Source organism: Amycolatopsis sp. NPDC102522, assembly GCF_055584485.1.
In genome coordinates this window covers 17,717-36,297 of record NZ_JBVJLY010000002.1, presented here as the reverse complement: position 1 = coordinate 36,297, position 18,581 = coordinate 17,717, and the positions used below count along the sequence as shown (strand labels likewise).

At 69.9% G+C, this 18,581-nt stretch carries 19 protein-coding genes; 11 read left to right on the top strand and 8 right to left on the bottom strand.

Going from position 1 to position 18,581, the window contains the following annotated elements; all coding sequences use genetic code 11:
• The first annotated feature begins 119 nt into the window (after nucleotides 1-119).
• Nucleotides 120-554 (top strand): hypothetical protein, encoded by a 435-nt coding sequence (locus ACZ6YV_RS05995; RefSeq protein WP_378237963.1) that lies wholly within the window; start codon nucleotides 120-122, stop codon nucleotides 552-554.
• 1 nt (nucleotide 555) lies between these two features.
• Here the strand turns inward: ACZ6YV_RS05995 and ACZ6YV_RS05990 are convergent, their stop codons facing one another.
• Nucleotides 556-1,005: a MarR family winged helix-turn-helix transcriptional regulator gene (locus ACZ6YV_RS05990; RefSeq protein WP_465508585.1), complete on the bottom strand. Its 450-nt coding sequence runs from the start codon at nucleotides 1,003-1,005 to the stop codon at nucleotides 556-558.
• A gap of 53 nt (nucleotides 1,006-1,058) precedes the next feature.
• On the opposite strand from ACZ6YV_RS05990, the gene ACZ6YV_RS05985 reads away from it, so the two are divergent.
• On the top strand, nucleotides 1,059-1,430 hold the full coding sequence (locus tag ACZ6YV_RS05985; RefSeq protein ID WP_378237965.1) for a VOC family protein: 372 nt from the start codon (nucleotides 1,059-1,061) through the stop codon (nucleotides 1,428-1,430).
• Here ACZ6YV_RS05985 and ACZ6YV_RS05980 read toward each other — a convergent pair.
• On the bottom strand, nucleotides 1,335-2,273 hold the full coding sequence (locus ACZ6YV_RS05980) for a helix-turn-helix domain-containing protein (RefSeq protein WP_465508584.1): 939 nt from the start codon (nucleotides 2,271-2,273) through the stop codon (nucleotides 1,335-1,337). The two genes, ACZ6YV_RS05985 and ACZ6YV_RS05980, sit on opposite strands and share 96 nt — an antisense overlap.
• 102 nt (nucleotides 2,274-2,375) lie before the next feature.
• On the opposite strand from ACZ6YV_RS05980, the gene ACZ6YV_RS05975 reads away from it, so the two are divergent.
• From ACZ6YV_RS05975 to ACZ6YV_RS05965, 3 genes are all read left to right on the top strand, one after another.
• The gene (locus ACZ6YV_RS05975; protein ID WP_465508583.1) at nucleotides 2,376-3,281 is read left to right on the top strand and encodes an MBL fold metallo-hydrolase; all 906 of its coding nucleotides are present in this window, start codon (nucleotides 2,376-2,378) and stop codon (nucleotides 3,279-3,281) included.
• A 13-nt stretch (nucleotides 3,282-3,294) separates the two neighbouring features.
• A complete protein-coding gene (locus tag ACZ6YV_RS05970) occupies nucleotides 3,295-4,572 on the top strand; it encodes a carboxylesterase/lipase family protein (RefSeq protein ID WP_465508582.1) in 1,278 nt (425 codons plus the stop codon).
• 99 nt (nucleotides 4,573-4,671) lie between these two features.
• Complete coding sequence (locus tag ACZ6YV_RS05965; RefSeq protein WP_465508581.1) at nucleotides 4,672-5,805, top strand: FAD-dependent oxidoreductase; 1,134 nt, start codon at nucleotides 4,672-4,674, stop codon at nucleotides 5,803-5,805.
• A 1-nt stretch (nucleotide 5,806) separates the two neighbouring features.
• Here the strand turns inward: ACZ6YV_RS05965 and ACZ6YV_RS05960 are convergent, their stop codons facing one another.
• Nucleotides 5,807-6,337 (bottom strand): hypothetical protein, encoded by a 531-nt coding sequence (locus ACZ6YV_RS05960; protein WP_465508580.1) that lies wholly within the window; start codon nucleotides 6,335-6,337, stop codon nucleotides 5,807-5,809.
• A 62-nt stretch (nucleotides 6,338-6,399) separates the two neighbouring features.
• Between ACZ6YV_RS05960 and ACZ6YV_RS05955 the strand changes: the two genes are divergently transcribed.
• The 3 genes from ACZ6YV_RS05955 to ACZ6YV_RS05945 all read left to right on the top strand — a co-directional run bounded on the left by ACZ6YV_RS05955 (nucleotide 6,400) and on the right by ACZ6YV_RS05945 (nucleotide 9,717).
• On the top strand, nucleotides 6,400-7,050 hold the full coding sequence (locus tag ACZ6YV_RS05955) for a helix-turn-helix domain-containing protein (RefSeq protein WP_465508579.1): 651 nt from the start codon (nucleotides 6,400-6,402) through the stop codon (nucleotides 7,048-7,050).
• A gap of 12 nt (nucleotides 7,051-7,062) precedes the next feature.
• Nucleotides 7,063-8,196: a cytochrome P450 gene (locus tag ACZ6YV_RS05950; protein WP_465508578.1), complete on the top strand. Its 1,134-nt coding sequence runs from the start codon at nucleotides 7,063-7,065 to the stop codon at nucleotides 8,194-8,196.
• A 159-nt stretch (nucleotides 8,197-8,355) separates the two neighbouring features.
• Complete coding sequence (locus tag ACZ6YV_RS05945; RefSeq protein WP_465508577.1) at nucleotides 8,356-9,717, top strand: flavin monoamine oxidase family protein; 1,362 nt, start codon at nucleotides 8,356-8,358, stop codon at nucleotides 9,715-9,717.
• Nucleotides 9,718-9,750: 33 nt separating this feature from the next.
• Here the strand turns inward: ACZ6YV_RS05945 and ACZ6YV_RS05940 are convergent, their stop codons facing one another.
• Together ACZ6YV_RS05940 and ACZ6YV_RS05935 are read right to left on the bottom strand one after the other, a co-directional pair.
• Nucleotides 9,751-10,875 (bottom strand): C40 family peptidase, encoded by a 1,125-nt coding sequence (locus tag ACZ6YV_RS05940; protein WP_465508576.1) that lies wholly within the window; start codon nucleotides 10,873-10,875, stop codon nucleotides 9,751-9,753.
• A complete protein-coding gene (locus ACZ6YV_RS05935; protein WP_465508575.1) occupies nucleotides 10,875-11,834 on the bottom strand; it encodes a nucleoside hydrolase in 960 nt (319 codons plus the stop codon). Before ACZ6YV_RS05935 ends, ACZ6YV_RS05940 begins: the two co-directional genes overlap by 1 nt.
• A gap of 53 nt (nucleotides 11,835-11,887) precedes the next feature.
• Between ACZ6YV_RS05935 and ACZ6YV_RS05930 the strand changes: the two genes are divergently transcribed.
• On the top strand, nucleotides 11,888-12,646 hold the full coding sequence (locus ACZ6YV_RS05930; protein ID WP_465508574.1) for an acyltransferase: 759 nt from the start codon (nucleotides 11,888-11,890) through the stop codon (nucleotides 12,644-12,646).
• Between the two features lie 137 nt (nucleotides 12,647-12,783).
• Here the strand turns inward: ACZ6YV_RS05930 and ACZ6YV_RS05925 are convergent, their stop codons facing one another.
• Nucleotides 12,784-13,350: an NADAR family protein gene (locus ACZ6YV_RS05925; RefSeq protein ID WP_465508573.1), complete on the bottom strand. Its 567-nt coding sequence runs from the start codon at nucleotides 13,348-13,350 to the stop codon at nucleotides 12,784-12,786.
• Between the two features lie 106 nt (nucleotides 13,351-13,456).
• On the opposite strand from ACZ6YV_RS05925, the gene ilvA reads away from it, so the two are divergent.
• Nucleotides 13,457-14,713, top strand: a complete 1,257-nt coding sequence (gene ilvA / locus ACZ6YV_RS05920) for a threonine ammonia-lyase IlvA (protein WP_465508572.1) — start codon at nucleotides 13,457-13,459, stop codon at nucleotides 14,711-14,713.
• Nucleotides 14,714-14,721: 8 nt separating this feature from the next.
• On the opposite strand, the gene ACZ6YV_RS05915 is transcribed toward ilvA, so the two are convergent.
• A complete protein-coding gene (locus ACZ6YV_RS05915) occupies nucleotides 14,722-15,510 on the bottom strand; it encodes an SDR family oxidoreductase (protein WP_465508571.1) in 789 nt (262 codons plus the stop codon).
• 76 nt (nucleotides 15,511-15,586) lie between these two features.
• On the bottom strand, nucleotides 15,587-17,014 hold the full coding sequence (locus ACZ6YV_RS05910; protein WP_378237979.1) for a short-chain fatty acyl-CoA regulator family protein: 1,428 nt from the start codon (nucleotides 17,012-17,014) through the stop codon (nucleotides 15,587-15,589).
• A 228-nt stretch (nucleotides 17,015-17,242) separates the two neighbouring features.
• Here ACZ6YV_RS05910 and aceA point away from each other — a divergent pair, with 228 nt between their 5' ends.
• Nucleotides 17,243-18,529, top strand: coding sequence for an isocitrate lyase (aceA, locus tag ACZ6YV_RS05905; RefSeq protein ID WP_378237980.1), 1,287 nt, complete (start codon nucleotides 17,243-17,245; stop codon nucleotides 18,527-18,529).
• The last annotated feature ends 52 nt before the right edge of the window (nucleotides 18,530-18,581 follow it).

Here is an 18,581-nt window from a genome sequence, read left to right as displayed (position 1 = left end):
TGTGATGCGCGGAGTCCGTGGGCGCTGGCGGTTATCCGCCGTGGAGATCGGCCGGATGGCGGCTCGGCCGAGCCGAAAGTCCGATCCCGCGAACGCTTCCGCGAGGTTGACTCGATGGTATGAACACGAAGATCACCGCGGCGATCCTCGCCGCCGCGACGGCCACGGTCGCCCTGTCCGGCTGCGGACTCAAGGAAGGCCTGACCGAAAAGGCGAACGGCCACGTCAAGACGGTCGGCTACACGACCGGCGCCGCGGGCAAACGGGACGAGAACGCCCGTCTGCCGGAGTGGGTGCCGGACCGGGCGCGGGCTGTCACGGAGGTCATCCGGACGACGGGTTCGGAGCGGATCCTGCGGTTCACCGGCGGGACATTGCCCGCCGACTGTGGCCCGGGAGCGGCCTCGACGCAGCCTGCCACGCTCGCCGCCCAGTGGTGGCCGCAGGGACAGGAGGGCCGGACCGACAAGGTCTGCGGCGAATGGCACGTGCTCGTCCAGGGCGACGACGTGTTCGCGTTCAAGCCGGAGACGCTCGTGAACACGAGGTCCTGAGTCACTCCTTCGGGGAAAGCGCGTCGGTGCAGGCGGCGAGATCGTGCAGCAGCCTGTCCTGATCGGCCGCGGAAAACGGCTCCAGCATCCGTTTCTCCACCGCGCGCACGAGGCCGCTCGCGGCGTGGAGCAGAGCACGCCCGGCGGGGGTGAGCGTGCTGGGCAAGGCGCGGCCCTGCGGCGCCGTCGTCGGACGGGTGACCAGGCCGCGGTCCTGCAATCCGCGCAGCACCAGGTTCATCGACTGGCGGGTGACGAAAACGGCCCTGGCCAGTTCCGCGTTGGACAGTCCCGGCCGCTGTGACAGCACTTCGAGGCAGGAGTACTGCGGGACGGTGAGGTCGAGGGGGCGCAAAGCGGCGTCCATGGCCACGCGAAGCGCCGTCGCGGCCCGTTTCAGCAGGTATCCCACCGACTGGCTCAGCGGTCCGACAGTCTCGCCTTGACTCATGTCAGCATCATGACATACCGTCGCTATGTCAATACGCTGACATGGAGGACGACATGACGCTGACCGGACCTTCTTTCCTTTCGCTGCAGGTGCGCGACCTCGACCGCGCCGCCGCGTTCTACGAAACCCACCTCGGGCTGCGCAGGCTGCCCGTCGCGCCGCCCCACGCCGTGGTGTTCGGCACCGAGCCGATCCCGTTCGCGGTGCGGGAACCGGTGCCCGGACTGGACCTGGACGCGATTTCCCCGCGGCCGGGCTCAGGAGTGGCGCTGTGGTTCCACGCCGACGACGCCCAGGCGCTGCACGACCGGCTGGCCGCGGCGGACGTCTCAATCCTCACGGAACCGTTCGACGGGCCGTTCGGCCGCACGTTCGCTTTCGCCGACCCGGACGGCTACGCGGTCACTGTGCACGACAAGGTCTGAGCTCGCCTGCCGGAGCAGCGCGAGCGCCCGCGCGCCGGGGGAGTCCGCGGGGGTCGTGCACACGATCAGCAACTGGTCCGGCGAGCGGGCGATCGACAGCGTCTGCTGCGTCACCGTCACCCTGCCGACGATCGGATGGTGCAGCTCGTAGGACGCCGCGTCACAGGGCTGGACGCGGTGATCGCCCCAGAGCGAGACGAACTCGGGACTCTTCATCGTCAGCTCGCCGATCAGCTCCGCGAGCAGCGGGTCGTCGGGATGCCTGCCGACCGCGATCCGCAGATTCCCGACCACCGCGCGGATCTTCCGCCTCCAGTCGACGTACAGCTCCCGGTTGTGCGGGTCCAGGAACAGCATCCGGCCGATGTTCGGCCGTCGCGCCGGGTCGTCCGGTGCGTCGAAGTCCAGGTGCCCGCCCAGCAACGCGTGGCCGAGGGCGTTCCATGCCAGGACGTCCGAGCGGCGGCCGAGCACCAGCGCGGGCGCGTCGACGGTGCCCAGGAGGTCCCGTGTCTCGTCGTGGAGCTTCTCGGGCCGTGGACGGCGCGCCCGCGGCGTGTGGCGGGCGGCACCGGCGAGACGGCCGAGGTGTTCGCGGGCGTGGACGTCGAGCCGGAGCGCGCGGGCGATGGCGTCCAGCACCTCGGCCGAAGCGCCGCGTGACATGCCCTGTTCCAGCCGCGCGTAGTACGAGACGCTGACACCGGCGAGCTGGGCCAGCTCCTCGCGCCGCAGCCCGGCCACCCGGCGGCGCGGCCCGAAGTCACGCAGGCCGACGTCTTCCGGCCGCAGCCCGGCCCGTCGGGCACGCAGGAAGTCGCCGAGCGGTCCAGGTCCGTCCATGAGCCCGAGTATCCGTGGCCTGGCCGGCCTCAGCCACACCCTCCCAGTGGGAGGACAACCGGGGCGTGGTCCCCGCCCGGCTGGATGACCAGGCTCGGTCGCATGGAAGAGATCACCATCGGGGACGTCACGGTCACCCGCGTCAAGGAGTTCTACGGCTCGCTCGGCATGACCCCGGCCGAATTCCTGCCGGACAGCCCGGAGGGCTCGTGGGACGAACACCGCGGCTGGCTCGCGCCCGACTTCTGGAACCCCGAGACCGACGAATGCCACGCGGCGCTCCAGTCATGGCTGATCCGCAGCGAAGGACGCACGATCCTCGTCGACACCGGGGTCGGCAACCACAAGGACCGGCCCTACGCGGCGGTGTGGAACCGGCTCGACACCGCCTATCTCGACAACCTCGCGGCCGCCGGTGTGCGGCCCGAGGACGTCGACGTCGTGGTCAACACGCATCTGCACATCGACCACGTCGGCTGGAACACCCGGCTCGAAGGCCGCACCTGGGTGCCGACCTTCCCGAACGCGACGTACTTGATGCCACGGCCGGACTTCGAGTTCTGGAACCCCGCCGAAGCGCACGATTCCGTGCTGGGACGCGGAAATCAGAACGTCTTCGAGGACAGCGTCGCGCCGGTGCACGAAGCGGGACTGACCCACCTGTGGGACGGCACTCACCGCATCGACCGGAACCTGCGGCTCGACCTCGCCCCCGGTCACACTCCCGGCTCGTCCGTGCTCACCCTGGAATCGAGTGGGGAGCGGGCGCTGTTCGTGGGGGATCTCGTGCACACCGCGCTGCAGATCGTGGAGCCGGACACCAACTCGCCCTACTGCGAAGACCCGGCCGGTTCCAGGGCGACCCGGCACAAGCTGCTCGGCCAGGCCGCCGACGGCAACGCGCTCGTCTTCCCGGCGCACTTCGGTGCCCAGGGCGCTGTACGGGTCGAGCGCCGGGGGCCGAAGTTCGCGATCGCGCGGTGGGCCGGTTTCTCCCACCTTTCCTGAGAGGAGTTTTTTCGTGTTCCCGCAAGCAGAAACACCGGCGGGCGTCGTGCGCGGCCGTCGCGACTCCTTCGGTGAGCTCTACCGCGCCATCCCGTACGCGGCCGCTCCGCTCGGTCCCGGCCGCTTTCGTCCGCCGTCGCCGCATCCGGGATGGTCCGGCGTCCGCGACGGGACCGGGCCCTCGCCGACGGCTCCCCAGCCGGTGCGCGACTTCGGCCGTCTCGACATGACTCCCTACTTCGGACCGGGCTGGGTGCGGGGCGAGGAGTACCTGACCGTCGACGTCCGGACGCCCGCCGCGGACGACGGCAGGCGTCCCGTGCTGGTCTTCGTGCACGGTGGCGGATTCGTCACCGGTTCGACTCGCGCCGCGCTCTACGACGGGAGGGCGTTCGCGCGCGACGGCGTCGTCCTGGTGACGGTGAACTACCGCCTCGGTGTCCCCGGCTTCCTCGATCTGGAGGGTGCTCCGGCGAACCGGGGGCTGCTCGACGTGCTCGCCGCGCTCGGCTGGGTGCGGGACACGGTCGCCGTGTTCGGCGGCGATCCGGACAACGTCACCGTCTTCGGGCAGTCCGCGGGTGCCACGATTACCGGGGCGTTGCCGGCGACGCCGCAGGCCAAGGGGCTGTTCCGGCGGGCGATCGTCCAGAGCGGCAGCGGTACGGGCGCCTTCACGCCGGAGCAGGCGGCCAGGGTCACCGCGGCGGTGGCTTCGGCGCTGGGCATCGAGCCCACCGCCCAAGCGTTCGGGGCGATCCCGGACGAGCGATTCCTGGAGATCCTGCCCGCGCTGAGCGGTCTCGACCTGCGGACCGAGACCGCTTCGGATCCGCTGGCCGGGTTGAGCCCGTTCAGCCTGGTGCTGCCGGTCCAGCCCGCCGACGGTCTCCTCGGTGGCGACGTCGATCTGCTGATCGGCACCAATACCGAGGAAGGAAACCTTTATGGCGCCGCGAATCCCGCCGAGCTCGGGGAGACGTTGTTCGGGGCCGGAACGGCGCGGATGGCGCGGGCCCACGCGCGGAGCTCGGACGGCCGCACGTATGCCTACTCGTTCGGCTACCGCTCGACGGCGCTGGACGGACGGCTCGGCGCCGCCCACACCGTCGAGCTGCCGTTCGTCTTCGACCTCGCCGACGAGCCGTGGCTGCACGGGGACGCGGGGCTCCTCGGGCCTGACCCCGTCCCGGACGGGCTCGCGGCCAGGATGCACGGCGCGTGGGTCGCGTTCGCGAAGACCGGGGACCCTGGGTGGGGCGAGTACGACGCTGTCGAGTTCTTCGGCTGACAGGACGTGCCAGGCCGGTGCCAGCGTCGTGTGCGTGGCCTGACAGCGGTCCGCGACAGTCTCTGGAATGTCATTCCAGTCGCGATCCGAGGAGTCACCATGAACACACCGGTCACGATCATCGGCGCCGGGCTCGGCGGCCTCACGCTGGCCCGCGTCCTGCACGTCCACGGCATCCCGTCCGCCGTCTACGAAGCGGAGGCGTCCCCCGCCGCGCGTTCGCAGGGCGGGATGCTCGACATCCACGACTACAACGGCCAGCTCGCCCTCGAGGCGGCGGAACTGATGGACGAGTTCCGCGGCATCGTCCTGGAGGGCCGCCAGGCGCTGCGGGTCCTCGACATCGACGGGACCGTCCTGTTCGAGCGGGCCGACGACGGCACGGGCGGCCGTCCCGAGGCGCAGCGCGGGGACCTGCGGAAGATGCTGCTCGACTCGCTTCCCGAGGGCACCGTGCGCTGGGGGCACAAGGTCGCCGGCGCCCGGACGCTCGACGACGGCCGCCACGAGGTGAAGTTCGAAAACGGCACCACCGTCGTCGCCGGGCTCCTGGTCGGCGCGGACGGCGCGTGGTCGCGGATCCGGCCGCTGCTCACCGGCGCCATCCCCGAATACAGCGGCACGTCGATCGTCGAGACGTACCTGTACGAGGCCGACACCCGCCACGCCGACGTGGCGAAAACGGTCGGCGGCGGTTCGATGTTCGGGAACGGGACCACGCCGGGCATGGGCATCAACGCCCACCGGGAAGCCGGCGACACGTTGCACGCCTACGTGGAGCTCGTCCGGCCGATGGACTGGTTCGACGCCATCGACTTCGCCGACACCGAAGCGGCCAAGGCGCGGCTGGTGGCGGAGTTCGACGGCTGGTCGCCGGAGCTCACCGCGCTGATCGCCGAGAGCGACATCGCGCCGATCCACCGTCCCGCCTACGCGTTGCCGTTCGGGCTGCGGTGGGATCGGGTCCCTGGCGTGACCCTGCTCGGCGACGCGGCCCATCTCGCGCTGGCGAACGGGGAAGGCGCCAACCTGGCCATGCTCGACGGCGCCGAACTCGGCAAGGCCCTCGCGGCGCGTCCCGGCGACGTCGAGGCCGCCCTCGCCGAGTACGAGCCGGCGATGTTCGTCCGCAGTGAGACGATCATCGAGGAGGACGTCATGATCGAAAGCATCTTCGGCGACAACGTCCCTGAGCGGCTGATCACCATGTTCGAGGCCCAGCGCAAGGCCTGAGTCAGGCCCAGCCGACCTTCTCGTAGAACGGGGTGATCCACGCCCGGAACCGTTCCCCGTGGATCTCCTGGGCGGCGGCGATCACGGCGTCCGGATCCTCGGCCGGTGCCAGGCCGCGCTCCCGAAGCCACTCGACGAACATCTCGTGCGAGCCGCTGTGGTCGTCGTCCTCGTCCCGGAAGTAGTAGGCCGAGTCGTGGTCGACCGTGATCTCGGCGTCGAACCCCAGCAGCCGCAGGAGATCCCGGAAGTCGCGGGCGACGACGTGTTCGCCGCCCTCGTCGCCGAAGACCACGACAGGCAGCAGGGCGAGATCCGGCTCGTCGGAGGATCGCCAGATCGCGTAAGTCGAGCCGCTCCCGTTCGCCTGGGCGATGGGGATCAACCGGGACAGGAACTCCGGATCGTCCAGTTCCTGGGGGAAGCTCTTCTTGTCGTCGTAGTCGTACAGCTCGAAGCCGTCGGCGAGGAAGTCGCGGGTCGAGTCGTAGAGGTCCTTCAGCTCGTTCAGGACCGGGATCGGTGAATACACGCGGTCACTATAGGCACCGAATTTCGGTGGCGGGGAGCGTTCGCCCGAGGTTCACTTCCAGGGTGACCAGCGACGTCGTTCCGCCCGCCGATCTGCGCGGCCGGGTCAGCCGCGTGTGGCGGCGCAGCGGGGAACTGCCGCCCGCGTTGCCGCAGCCGTTCGTGGATCTGCTGGTGTTCGCGGACGGGTCGCTATGGCTGACCGGGCCGGAGACCGAGTCCAGGACCGGCAGCCTGACCGAGCCGTTGACGGGGATCCGGCTGCGGCCGGGGACGTGCGCCTCGGTGCTGGGGATCGCCGCGGACGAGGTGCCGTTGGCGGGGATACGGCTCCCCGGTTCGGGGCTCGACGACGGGTTGCGGGCGTTGCGGGCACCGGCGCGGCAGGCCGATCGGGCGATGGACCCTGTGCTCCGGGCCATCCGCGCGGCTCCAGGGGCGCCGGTGTCCCGGCACGCGGCCGCCGCCGGCTTGTCCGAACGGCAGCTGCGGCGGCGGTTCCTGGTGGCTGTCGGGATGAGCCCGAAGGCGTACGCGCGGGTGGTGCGGCTGCACGAGGCGATGGCGATGGCGCGGTCGTCCCCAGCGCCGGACTGGGCGGAGATAGCGGTCCGAAGTGGCTTCTACGACCAGCCGCACATGCTCGCGGAGTTCCGGCGCGCGGTCGGATCGTCCTGTGTCCGGTTCTTCCAAGACTCGGCCGCGGGCGGGTAGCACCCTGGGGAAATGCCCCTTGAGGAGATCTTCGCTTTCCACGCGCAGGAAGTGGGTCCGGTGCGGTTCGCCGAGCCGTTCGGCGGCTGGGTGGCCACCCGGTATTCCGATGTGGACAGAGTGCTCACCGACCACGCGGTGTTCTCTTCCGACGAGCTGCGCCACAGCACTCAGCCGATTCCGCACGGCTCGAACCCGTTGTTGACCAGCCTGCTGGCGACCGATCCGCCCCGGCATCACGTGCTGCGCCGGATCGTCAGCCAGGTGTTCACGCCCCGGGCCGTGTCGTCGCTGGAACCGGTGATCACGGCGAAGGTCCACGCGCTGCTCGACACCGCCGGACCGGATTTCGACCTGATCGGCGAAGTGGCGTACCCGCTTTCGGTGCACACGATCGCGGGGCTGCTCGGGGTGCGGCCGTCGCGGTGGCCGGATTTCGTCCGGTGGACCGAGGCCATCACGTCGTTCTTCGGCACCTTCACCGCGGACGAGGCCCGCCGGACCGCTTTCGACCGGGCGCTGGCGGAAATGAGCACCTTCTTCCGCGAGGAGGCGGAGCGGCCGTCCGGGATCATCGCGACCCTGATGGCGTCGGACCTCACCGAGGACGAGGTGCTCGGCTTTTGCGCGCTGCTTCTGATCAACGGCCACGAGACCACCAAGACACTGCTGGTGAACTCGGTGCTGTGCCTGGCTTCCCGGCCGAAACCGGCCGATCTGCGGCGGGCCGTCGAGGAGGTGCTCCGCTACCTGCCGCCCACGGGCGGGACGGATCGGTTCGTCACCCGGCCCACCACGCTCGGCGGCCGGGAACTCCAGCCGGGGCAACGGGTCGTCGCGATGATCACGGCGGCCAACCGCGACCCCGAGGTCTTCGCCGACCCGCACACCTTCGACCCGGACCGGGCCGCCAACCCCCACCTGTCCTTCGGCCACGGCGTCCACTTCTGCCTGGGTGCGCATCTCGCCCGGATGGAGGTCCGGATCGCGCTCGCGGCCCTGCTCGAACGCTCCTGGCGGATCACGGACCTGGACACCCACCGGACGCCTGTCGGCATCGACGTCGTGAAGCTCGCCCTGGGCGCCGCGATTTCCGTGGCAGGCCAGTACCCGCGCTGCGGCGGTCCACCGCTCCCAAGCTGTTGATCCCAGCAGCGGCAGTCCTGACCGGTTGACACCGCGGCGCCGGATGGAAATGATCTGCGCCGACAACTGAAGACAATCCAAGTCAGCGCCGTGGTGGTCGGTGGGTGCGCTGTCGTGTTCGTGCTGGTCGCGAACACGACTCACCCACCAGGAGGTTTCGTGTCCCACCACAGTTCCGAGATCGATGTCGTCGTGGTCGGCGCCGGTATGGCAGGTCTCGTTTGCGCGCACCGTCTCCGCGATCGCGGAGTACGGGTTCTTCTGCTCGAAGCCTGCCGTCAAGCCGGTGGCCGCACCGTCGGTGCCGAAGTCGGCGGCGAGGCCGTCGATCTCGGCGGCCAGTTCGTCGGACCAGGTCAGGACCGGGTGTACGCGCTGGCCGAGGAATTCGGTGTGGCCGTCTTCCCGACGTACACGGCGGGGGCGAACCTCCTCGAAACCGAGACCGGGCGTTTGCGCGGGTTTCGTGGCATGGTGCCGAAACTCGGCCCGTTGACGCTGCTCGACGTCGGGCGAGCCCAGTCCCGTCTCGACAGGCTCGCCCGCTCCGTCGACACCGAGGCGCCCTGGCGCGGCCCGGACGCGTTCGACGGGCAGACCTTGCGGACCTGGATCGATCGCACCGCGAAGACCCGGGGCGGGCGCCGGTTCCTCACCCTCGCCTGCCAGGCCATCTGGGCCTGCGAACCGAGTGAACTGTCGCTCTTGCACGCGCTGTTCTACATCAGGGCCGCGGGCAGCCTGTCGGCGTTGACCGACGTCGAAGGCGGCGCGCAACAAGACCGGTTGGACGGCGGCGCCCACGGCCTCGCCGGGAAGCTCGCCGAGCGGCTGGGCCCGGTCCTGCGGCTCGGCGAGCCGGTCCGGCGGATCGAGCAGGACGATTCCGGTGTCACGGTGACCGCCGAAGACGGCACCGCCTGGCGGGCCGGGTACGTGGTGGTCGCGGTCGCACCGCCGCTCGCGGCCCGGATCGGTTTCCACCCACCGCTTCCGCCCGCCCGCGACAACCTGGTGCAGCGGCTTCCGATGGGCAGCGTGCTCAAATGCGTCGCCACGTACACGGAGCCGTTCTGGCGGCAGGCGGATCTCAGCGGTGCCGCGTTGAGCCTGCGCGGCCCGATCGCGATGACCGTCGACAGCAGCCCGCGATCCGGCGGCAGGGGCGTCCTGATCGGGTTCGTCACCGGCGCGGCGGCCCGGGAACTCGGCACTCGCTCCCCGGCCGTCCGCCGAAGGATCCTGCTCGACGCGCTGACCCGCCTCTTCGGTCCACGAGCCGGTGCGCCCCTGGGCTTCGCCGAGCGGAACTGGAACGAGGAACCGTTCACGCGAGGCGCTTACTCGGCGGTGTTCCCTCCGGGTGCCTGGACCGGGCCAGGCACCGCCCTGCGCGCACCCTGCGGCCGGATCCATTGGGCGGGAACGGAAACCTCGACGCGCTGGTACGGCTACATCGAGGGCGCGGTGCGCTCGGGTGAGGCCGCGGCGGACGCCGTCACACCGCTCTTGTCCCGATAGGCAGCAGGGCCGGCGCGGCGGCGGGCCACGACCTCAGGCGGCCGGGCGGCCCGCCCCGGCGTAGTCGTCGCCCTGCTTCCGGTAGGTGTGCACCTGCACCGCCTGCCCGGTCTGCGGGGCGTCGATCATCTGCTGGTTCCCGATGTACAGCCCGACGTGGTGGATCTTCGTGTTCGGCTCGCCGTAGAAGATCAGGTCGCCCAGCTGGGGATCGGTCACCCTGGCCACGCTGTGGTACTGCGTGTGGGCGGTGCGCATGAGCTTGACGCCGGCGCTCGCGTACGCGGCCGTCGTCAGGCCGGAGCAGTCGAAACCGGGGTCGCCGCCGCCGGTGCCGTTGCCGCCCCAGACGTACGGCAGGCCGATCTTGTCGATGGCGAAGTTGACCGCGCTCAGCGCCGCCGCGTTCGGCGGCTGCGGGTTTTGGCCGACCGTGCCGTAGACGTTCACCGTCGCGAGCGTGCGGTGCATCAGCAGCGGCGCGGGCTGCAGGGTGCTCACCGCGCTCCACCACGTCTGGCCCTGGCCGAGGTCGCGGCCGCCCGCGCACAGGGCGCGCCCGGCGGTGAGCGTGGCGTCGTCGATGTTCTGCTGGTTCGGTTTCCCGCCGCTCGCCGAGGCCTGGAACTGGTTCCACACCGACGGTGTCAGCTGCAGCGGGCCGCTCGCGTTCGCGGACGAGACGACCTTGTTGTAGAAGTCGCGGACCTCGACCGAGCCGAGCGGCACGGTCATCACGCCGTCGGCGTTCAGGCTCGAACCGGTGGCGCGGCCGTGGTCCGAGCCGATCTTCCCGAGGGCCGCCAGCGTCACCCAGGACAGCCGGCAGCCGGGCATCTCCTTGCTCAGCGTCACGGTGGTCTTCGCGTAGCCGGTCATCGCGCGCAGCGGGATGTCGAGCCAGCCGCTGGTCTTCGACACCCAGGCGTCGAACTCCTGCCCCATCTGCTGGGGGACCTTCGGCTGTTCCTTCGGTATTTCCGCGGGAGCGGACGACGACGGCGGCGCGGGCGGCGCCGACGACTGGACCGCGGCGGCCTCCGACTTCGGCTCGTCCTTCGGCGCGAAGGTGATGGCGGCGATCAGGGCGGCGCCCGCGACGACCACGGCGGCGATGATCACCGGAAGTCTGCGGCGGCGGGAGGTTTCCTGTGCCATCACCGGTCTCCGGTGATCCGGCCGAGGACGAACTCGCGGAACGCGGTGACATCGGTGGTCAGCGCGACGTCGATGGTGCGGCCCGGCACGGCCTGCGGATCGGTGCTTCGCAGCCTTCGCCGGTCTACGAGTGTCGCGCCGCGCGCGGGGCCGAAGCCGCACTCGACGTCCACGGGGTACGACTCGGTGTGGAGGATGCCCGGCTGGATCGCTTCGGCCACCGCGACCGCGTCGTGCATGACCATCCCGGGCGAACCGAGGATCGGGGTGTAGTGCTTCACATAGGTCGGTGTCAGCGCTTCGAGCGCGGCGCCGAGCGGGCCGGACGCGGCGAGTTTGCCGAGCCACCCGGTGTCGACCGAGCACTGGTGGGTGATGTCGAGCGGGACCAGCACCGTCGGGACGTCCCCGTCGACCAGCACCCGGCGCGCGGCCTCGGGGTCGCTCCAGATGTTGAACTCGGCGGCCGTGGTGGAGTTCCCCTTGGTCACCCCGCCGCCCATGATGACGATCCGGCCGATCTTCTCGTGGACCTCGGGATGCGCCGCCAGCAGCAGCGCGATGTTCGTGAGCGGCCCGATCGGGGCGATGGTCACCGGCTCGTCGGCGGCTTCGAGCAGGTCCGCCAGCAGGCGGACGGCGCCGCGTCCGTCTAGCGGGCGCTTCGCCTTCGGCAGCGTGCCGGCGTGGCCGGACAGGCCGTCCTCGCCGTGGACGAACCCGGCGGGCTTGGCGTTGTCGTAGATCAGCGGCCGCGCGGCGCCGGCGGCGACGGGCACGTCCTCGCGGCCGAAAAGCTGCAGCAGGCGGCGAGCGTTGGCGGTGGTGTGGCTCAGCGGGACGTTGCCGAACACCGTGGTCACGCCGAGCAGGTCGACGTCCTCGGATTGCGTGGCCAATGCCAGCGCGAAGGCGTCGTCGACCCCCGGGTCGGTGTCGATGATCAGCTTGGTGCCCATGCGCGTGCTCCCCTTTGCGGTCGACGGCCTGATCACAGGTTACGGTCACCGGTATGACGTCCATGTGGGGTGCGCCCGCGCTGTCGCGGCTCCGCGCCTGGGGCCAGGCCCGCCGGGATCCGCGTCAGGCGAAGTTCCTGACCAAGGATTCGCTGCGCTGGGTGCTGCGGAACCGCGCGTACACGCCTTGGTACCTGGTCCGGTACTGGCGGCTGCTGAAGTTCCGCGTCGCGCACCCGCACATCATCCTGCGGGGGATGGTCTTCCTCGGCAAGGACGTCGAGATCCACTGCCGTCCCGGCTACGGGCGGCTGGAGATCGGCCGCTGGGTGCACATCGGCGACGGCAACGCGATCCGCTGCCACGAGGGTTCGCTGCGCATCGGCGACAAGGCGGTGTTCGGGCGCCAGAACGTCCTCAACGGCTATCTCGACATCGAACTCGGCGCGGCCACCCTCGTCGCGGACTGGGTGTACATCTGCGACTTCGACCACGTCACCACCGACATCACCGTCCCGATCAAGGACCAGGGCATCGTGAAGTCGCCGGTGCGGATCGGGCCGGACACCTGGATCGGCACCAAGGTCTCCGTGCTCAAGGGCACGCGGGTCGGCCGCGGCTGTGTCCTCGGCGCGCACGCCGTGGTGCGGGGCGACATCCCGGACTACTCGATCGCCGTCGGTTCGCCGGCGCGCGTCGTCCGGAACCGGCAGGACGACTACGCCGCCGACGCTGTCCGCCGCGAGGCTGTCGCGGACATGGCGCGCAAGGCGAACAAGGCGCTCCAGAAGACCCTGGGCGCCGACTCGTAACTCGCGTGATCAGAGGCGTAACTCACGTGCTTGGAGACGTAACTCGCGTGTTCCGCCTCCAAGCACGTGAGATCCGCCTTCAAACACGCGAGTGCGGTTTCTGAGCACGCGAGTCACGCCCTCGCGCTCATCGAGGACTAGCCGCGGAGCTGTTCGCGGACCTCCATGAGCGCGAAGCCCAGGAGGTTCTGCCCGCGCCAGTAGTCGGGGCGGGTGGCGTTCTTGTCCTCGCGGGCGACGCCGCTGCCCCAGACCAGGTCCATCTTCGACGCCTCGACGATCACCTTGTCGCCGGTGCTCAGCAGGAACTCGCGCAGTTCGGCGTGCTGGCGGAACTTCTCCAGGTTCCCGTCGATGACGATGTCGAAGCGGTGCCGCTCCCACAGTTCGCCGTCGAAACCGGTGACCTCGCGGCCGAGGATCTTGGCGGTCTTGGGGTCCGGCGCCTGACGAATCGCCTCCGCGGCCTCGACGTCGCCGAACAGTTCGGCCTTGCTCGCCATCATGAAGTGCTCGGCCGTCGGGTACCGCCCGCCGCCCGCGACGAACGGCGCGTGCCACCACTGGCTCAGACAGGCCGCGTTGACCCGGCCGCTCTTGAGCGGGGTGTGGCCGTAGAAGAGCTGGTACTCGGGCTCCGCGCCGCTGTGGACCAGCTCGCGCAACGCATCGAGACTCCGGACTCCGTCGACCTTGCTCACCATGGCGACCAGTTGACCACAAGCCCCCGACAACTTGCGAACTGGCTCAAGCGCCCCGACACGGACCACTCTCCGCCGTGGCCGGGGGCGGTCGGTACATTCAGCCTTCGTGCAAGGGATCGAAACGGTGAGCGCCCGAACGGTCGAAGAGGCCGCCAAGCGATTGGCCGGGGTGGTGACCCGCACGCCGCTCGAACCGAACGAGCGACTCTCGGCGCGGGTCGACGCCCGGGTCTGGCTCAAACGCGAAGACCTCCAGACCGTGCGCTCGTACAAGATCCGGGGCGCCTACAACTTCATCGTCCAGCTCGACGCGGAGCACCGGGAGCGCGGTGTCGTCTGCGCGAGCGCGGGCAACCACGCGCAGGGTGTCGCTTACGCGTGCCGCCGTCTCGGCGCGAAGGGCCGCGTCTACGTGCCCGGCACGACTCCCCGGCAGAAGCGCGAACGGATCGCGACGCTGGGCGGCTCGCATATCGAGGTCATCGTCATCGGGGAGACCTACGAAGACGCCTTCACCGCCGCGAAACGGGACGCGGAAAGCACCGGCGCGACGCTGGTCCCCGCGTTCGACGCGCCGGAGACGGTCGCCGGTCAGGGCACCGTCGCGATGGAGGTCGTCGCGCAGCTCGGGTTCGTCCCGGACGTCATGGTGGTGCCTGTCGGTGGGGGCGGCCTGCTCGCGGGGATCGCCGCGTGGGCCGCGGAACGGGCGCCGGAGATGCGGATCGTCGGCGTCGAACCGGCGGGCGCGGCCTGCATGGCGGCCGCTCTGGCGGCCGGTGAACCGGTGCGGCTCGGAGCTGTCGACACCTTCGTGGACGGCGCCGCGGTCGCGCTGGCCGGGTCGGTGACGTATCCGCTGGTCCGCGACGGCGGTGTCGAACTCACCGAGGTCGCCGAGGGCGCGATCTGCACGGAAATGCTCGCGATGTACCAGTCCGACGGCGTGATCGCCGAGCCAGCCGGCGCGCTCGCGACCGCCGCGCTGGGCACGACGGTGAAGATCGACCCCGGCCAGATCGTGGTGTGCGTCGTCTCCGGCGGCAACAACGACGTCAGCCGCTACGGCGAAGTGCTCGAAAGGTCGCTGATCCACGAAGGGCTGAAGCACTACTTCCTGGTGGGATTCCCGCAGGAGCCCGGCGCGCTGCGGCGGTTCCTCGACGAGGTCCTCGGGCCGGACGACGACATCACGCGGTTCGAGTACGTGAAGCGCAACAGCCGCGAGACCGGCCCGGCGCTGATCGGCGTCGAACTCGCGCGGGCCGGTGACCTCGAAGGCCTGCTGCACCGGCTGGAGGCGAGCCCGCTGCAGGTGGAGCGGGTGGAGCCGGGCAGCCCGCTCTTCCACTTCCTGGTGTGAAAGACGCCCTAGCGGAAAGCGGCGAGATGCGTCCGCGCCCAGTCCGCGAAAGGCCGCGGCGCCCGCCCGGTGAGGTCCTGGACGGCACCCGTGACCACGGAGTCGTCGAACTCCTCCGGCATCTCCGCGCTCGTCGTCACCCGGGATTCGGCGTCCGGCAGCGGTTCCAGCCGTAGTTCCCGTCCCAGCAGTTCGCCCAGGACACGGAGCCGGTCGGCGGGCCGGAGCGAACCCGGACCGGTGATGGCGTACGCCCGGCCCTCGTGTCCCGGCGTGGTCAGGGATTCCGCGGCGACGGCGGCGATGTCGTACGGATCGATCGTCGCCACCGGCACGTTCGCGAACGGCTCCCGGACGACGTCCCCCGCCCGCAGCTGCGGGACCCACCGCAGCGTGTTCGACATGAACCCGCTCGGCCGCAGGAAGGTCCACGCCAGCTCCGACGCGCGCACCGACGCCTCGGCCGCCAGATGTGTCCCGGCGACGGCGTTGCCGGAGCGCTGCCCGCCCACGACCGAACGCGACGACAGCAGCGTGACCTGCTCGACGTCCGCGTCCCGCATCACCGCGAGCGCGCCGGGCAGGTCGTCGTGGCCGCAGAGCAAGAAGACCGCCCGGACGCCGTCCAGAGCGGTCTTCAGGCTCGTCGGTTCGTTGAGGTCACCCTTCACCCCTTCGACGCCGTCGGGCAGCGGCCGCGGCGTGCGGACCAGCGCTCTGACGGAATGTCCGTCGCGGGCCAGGATTCTGGTCAGTTCCGAGCCGACGTTGCCGCCGGCCCCGGTCACCAAGATCATGCGATTCTCCCCAGTGCGGTGGCCGCCGTCACACCGCGGCCGTCGTCGGCCACCCTGCCAGGGAGATCAAGACGGCTCAAGGTGCCTTGGGCACCGCCGGGTACGGGACGAAGGTGCTGGTGTTCTCGTCCACGGTCAGCTGTTTGCCGATCGTGGGGAACGCACGCTGTGAGCAGGCGGGGCGTTCGCAGACTTTGCAACCCATGCCGATCGGGGTGGCCGCGGCGCGGTCGTCGAGATCGAGCCCGGTCGAATAGACCAGCCGTTTCGCGTGCCGCAGTTCGCAGCCGAGGCCGACGGTGAACGTCTTGCCGGGACTGCCGTAGCCGCCGATGTTGCGCGACACCGTCCGCGCGATCCAGAAGTAGCTCTTGCCGTCGGGCAGGGTCGCGATCTGGGAGAGGATCTTGCCCGGCTGCGTGAACGCCTCGTAGATGTTCCACAGTGGACACGCGCCGCCGACGCGGGAGAAGTGGAAACCGGCCGCGGACTGGCGTTTCGACATGTTCCCGGCCCGGTCGACGCGCACGAACGAGAACGGCACCCCGCGGTTCTTCGGCCGTTGCAGCGTCGAGAGCCGGTGGCAGACGGTCTCGAAGCCGACACCGAAGTGGTCGCACAGGCGCTCGATGTCGTAGCGGAAGCGTTCCGCGGTGGACAGGAAAGGGCCGTAGGGGAGGATCAGGGCGCCCGCGAAGTAGTTCGCGAGCCCGACCCGGGCCAGCGAACGCGCGGCGGGTCCGGAGAACGCCCAGGAGTCGGCGAGTTCGGTGATCAGGTCGTCGTATTCGAGCAGAGCGATCTGCGAAGCCATCCGGAAAGCCTGCTGCCCGACGCGCAGGCTCGGCGCCAGCCTCAGCACGCGGGGCCCCGGCTCGTACCGGTGCTGCTGGCCGTTGACCTCGTCGATGCCTTCGCTGGTGACGTCGACGCCGTAGCGCTGGATCAGGGCTTCCTTCAGCGCCGCGAGCACCTGGCCACGCTGCAACGGGATGTCGTGCGCCATCCGTTCGGCGCGTTCGTCCAGCTCGGCGACGTAGTTCTCCCGTTCGTAGAAGAAGTCGCGGACCTCTTCGTGCGGCAGGGCGGTGGCGGCGCTGCCGTGCAGGCCGAGGCCGTTTTCCGTGGTCAGCGCGGCGGTGTTCTCGACGGCGTTGCGGTAGCTGCGGTGCAGTTTGACCAGGGCTTGGGCGATCGTCGGCAGGTTCGTGGCCAGGTCGTTGAGCTCGCTGTTCGTGACGTCCACGCCGAGCACCTCGTCGAGCAGTGCCTCTTTCACGTCCGCCACCAGCCGGGCGGTGTCGTTGTTCGCGAAGAACTCGGTGTCCACTCCGAACGCCTGCGTGATGCGAAGGAGCACCGGGACGGTCAGCGGACGCGAGTTGTGCTCGATCTGATTGAGGTAACTGGGTGAGATCTCCAGCACACGAGCGAGATCCGCCTGGCTCATGGACCGGCTTTCGCGCAGATGCCGCAGCTTCGCTCCGGCGAAGGTTTTGTCCACAGAGGCCTCTCTGTCCGCAAGGTTTCCGGGCCTGAACGATTCAGTGAACGGTCAAGCCCGTGGATTTTCGCTTCGCTTGCGAACGCGAGATTCGCAACCTTCGCAAGATGCTACGGAAGCTTCGCAGAAATTGGCAAATTGGAGCCCTGGATCGGGTTTCCCCTGTCGTGTCAGGGTCGGATCAGGAAAGGCGATCACTCGCAAACTTCGCAACACCGGGAGAATCCGATGACTCAGCACGCGCAGCAGCTGGAGCAGGCGGCCGCCGAACTGGCCAAGCAGTGGGCGACCGACCCCCGCTGGGCGGACGTGAAGCGGTCGTACTCCGCGGCTGACGTGGTCAAGCTGCGTGGCAGTGTGGTCGAAGAGCACACGCTCGCCCGCCGCGGTGCCGAGAAGCTCTGGGACCTCCTGCACAACGAGGACTACGTCCACTCACTGGGCGCCCTGACCGGTAACCAGGCCGTGCAGCAGGTCCGCGCCGGCCTCAAGGCCATCTACCTGTCCGGCTGGCAGGTCGCCGCCGACGCCAACCTCTCCGGCCAGACCTACCCGGACCAGAGCCTCTACCCGGCCAACTCGGTGCCCGCCGTCGTCCGCCGCATCAACAACGCGCTGGGCCGCGCCGACCAGATCAACTGGGCCGAGGGCAACACCGACACCGATTGGTTCGCCCCGATCGTCGCCGACGCCGAGGCGGGCTTCGGTGGCCCGCTCAACGCCTTCGAGCTGATGAAGGGCATGATCGCCGCCGGTGCCGCGGGCGTGCACTGGGAGGACCAGCTCGCTTCCGAGAAGAAGTGTGGTCACCTCGGCGGCAAGGTGCTGATCCCGACCAAGCAGCACGAGCGCACGCTGAACGCCGCCCGCCTCGCCGCGGACGTGCTGAACGTGCCGTCGCTGATCGTCGCCCGCACCGACGCCCAGGCCGCCACGCTGATCACCAGCGACGTCGACGAGCGTGACCGCAAGTACGTCACCGGCGAGCGCACCGCCGAGGGCTTCTACAACGTCACCAACGGCATCGACCCCTGCATCGACCGCGGTCTCGCCTACGCCGAGTACGCCGACCTGCTGTGGATGGAGACCTCCAAGCCGGACCTCGAGGTCGCCCGCCAGTTCGCCGAGGCGATCAAGGCGAAGTACCCGAACCAGATGCTGGCCTACAACTGCTCGCCGTCGTTCAACTGGAAGAAGCACCTGGACGACGCGACCATCGCGAAGTTCCAGCGCGAACTCGGCCACATGGGCTACAAGTTCCAGTTCATCACCCTGGCGGGCTTCCACGCCCTGAACTACTCGATGTTCGACCTGGCGCACGGTTACGCCCGCGAAGGCATGACCGCCTACGTCGACCTGCAGGAGCGCGAGTTCGCTTCGGAGGACCGCGGTTACACCGCCACGAAGCACCAGCGCGAGGTCGGCACCGGCTGGTTCGACAACGTCGCGACCGCGCTGAACCCGGAGAGCTCGACCACCGCGCTCGCCGGCTCCACCGAGGCCGAGCAGTTCTGATCCCTCGCAAGTAGGTGCCAGGCGGCGGTCTTCCGACCCCCAGGGGAGGCCG

Excerpts from the sequence above, each read along its gene's own strand:
- ACZ6YV_RS05995 (WP_378237963.1), top strand. The coding sequence starts at position 120 with ATGAACACGAAGATCACCGCGGCGATCCTCGCCGCCGCGACGGCCACG.
- ACZ6YV_RS05990 (WP_465508585.1), bottom strand. The coding sequence starts at position 1,005 with ATGAGTCAAGGCGAGACTGTCGGACCGCTGAGCCAGTCGGTGGGATAC.
- ACZ6YV_RS05985 (WP_378237965.1), top strand. The coding sequence starts at position 1,059 with ATGACGCTGACCGGACCTTCTTTCCTTTCGCTGCAGGTGCGCGACCTC.
- ACZ6YV_RS05980 (WP_465508584.1), bottom strand. The coding sequence starts at position 2,273 with ATGGACGGACCTGGACCGCTCGGCGACTTCCTGCGTGCCCGACGGGCC.
- ACZ6YV_RS05975 (WP_465508583.1), top strand. The coding sequence starts at position 2,376 with ATGGAAGAGATCACCATCGGGGACGTCACGGTCACCCGCGTCAAGGAG.
- ACZ6YV_RS05965 (WP_465508581.1), top strand. The coding sequence starts at position 4,672 with ATGAACACACCGGTCACGATCATCGGCGCCGGGCTCGGCGGCCTCACG.
- ACZ6YV_RS05950 (WP_465508578.1), top strand. The coding sequence starts at position 7,063 with ATGCCCCTTGAGGAGATCTTCGCTTTCCACGCGCAGGAAGTGGGTCCG.
- ACZ6YV_RS05940 (WP_465508576.1), bottom strand. The coding sequence starts at position 10,875 with ATGGCACAGGAAACCTCCCGCCGCCGCAGACTTCCGGTGATCATCGCC.
- ACZ6YV_RS05935 (WP_465508575.1), bottom strand. The coding sequence starts at position 11,834 with ATGGGCACCAAGCTGATCATCGACACCGACCCGGGGGTCGACGACGCC.
- ACZ6YV_RS05930 (WP_465508574.1), top strand. The coding sequence starts at position 11,888 with ATGACGTCCATGTGGGGTGCGCCCGCGCTGTCGCGGCTCCGCGCCTGG.
- ACZ6YV_RS05925 (WP_465508573.1), bottom strand. The coding sequence starts at position 13,350 with ATGGTGAGCAAGGTCGACGGAGTCCGGAGTCTCGATGCGTTGCGCGAG.
- ACZ6YV_RS05915 (WP_465508571.1), bottom strand. The coding sequence starts at position 15,510 with ATGATCTTGGTGACCGGGGCCGGCGGCAACGTCGGCTCGGAACTGACC.
- aceA (WP_378237980.1), top strand. The coding sequence starts at position 17,243 with ATGACTCAGCACGCGCAGCAGCTGGAGCAGGCGGCCGCCGAACTGGCC.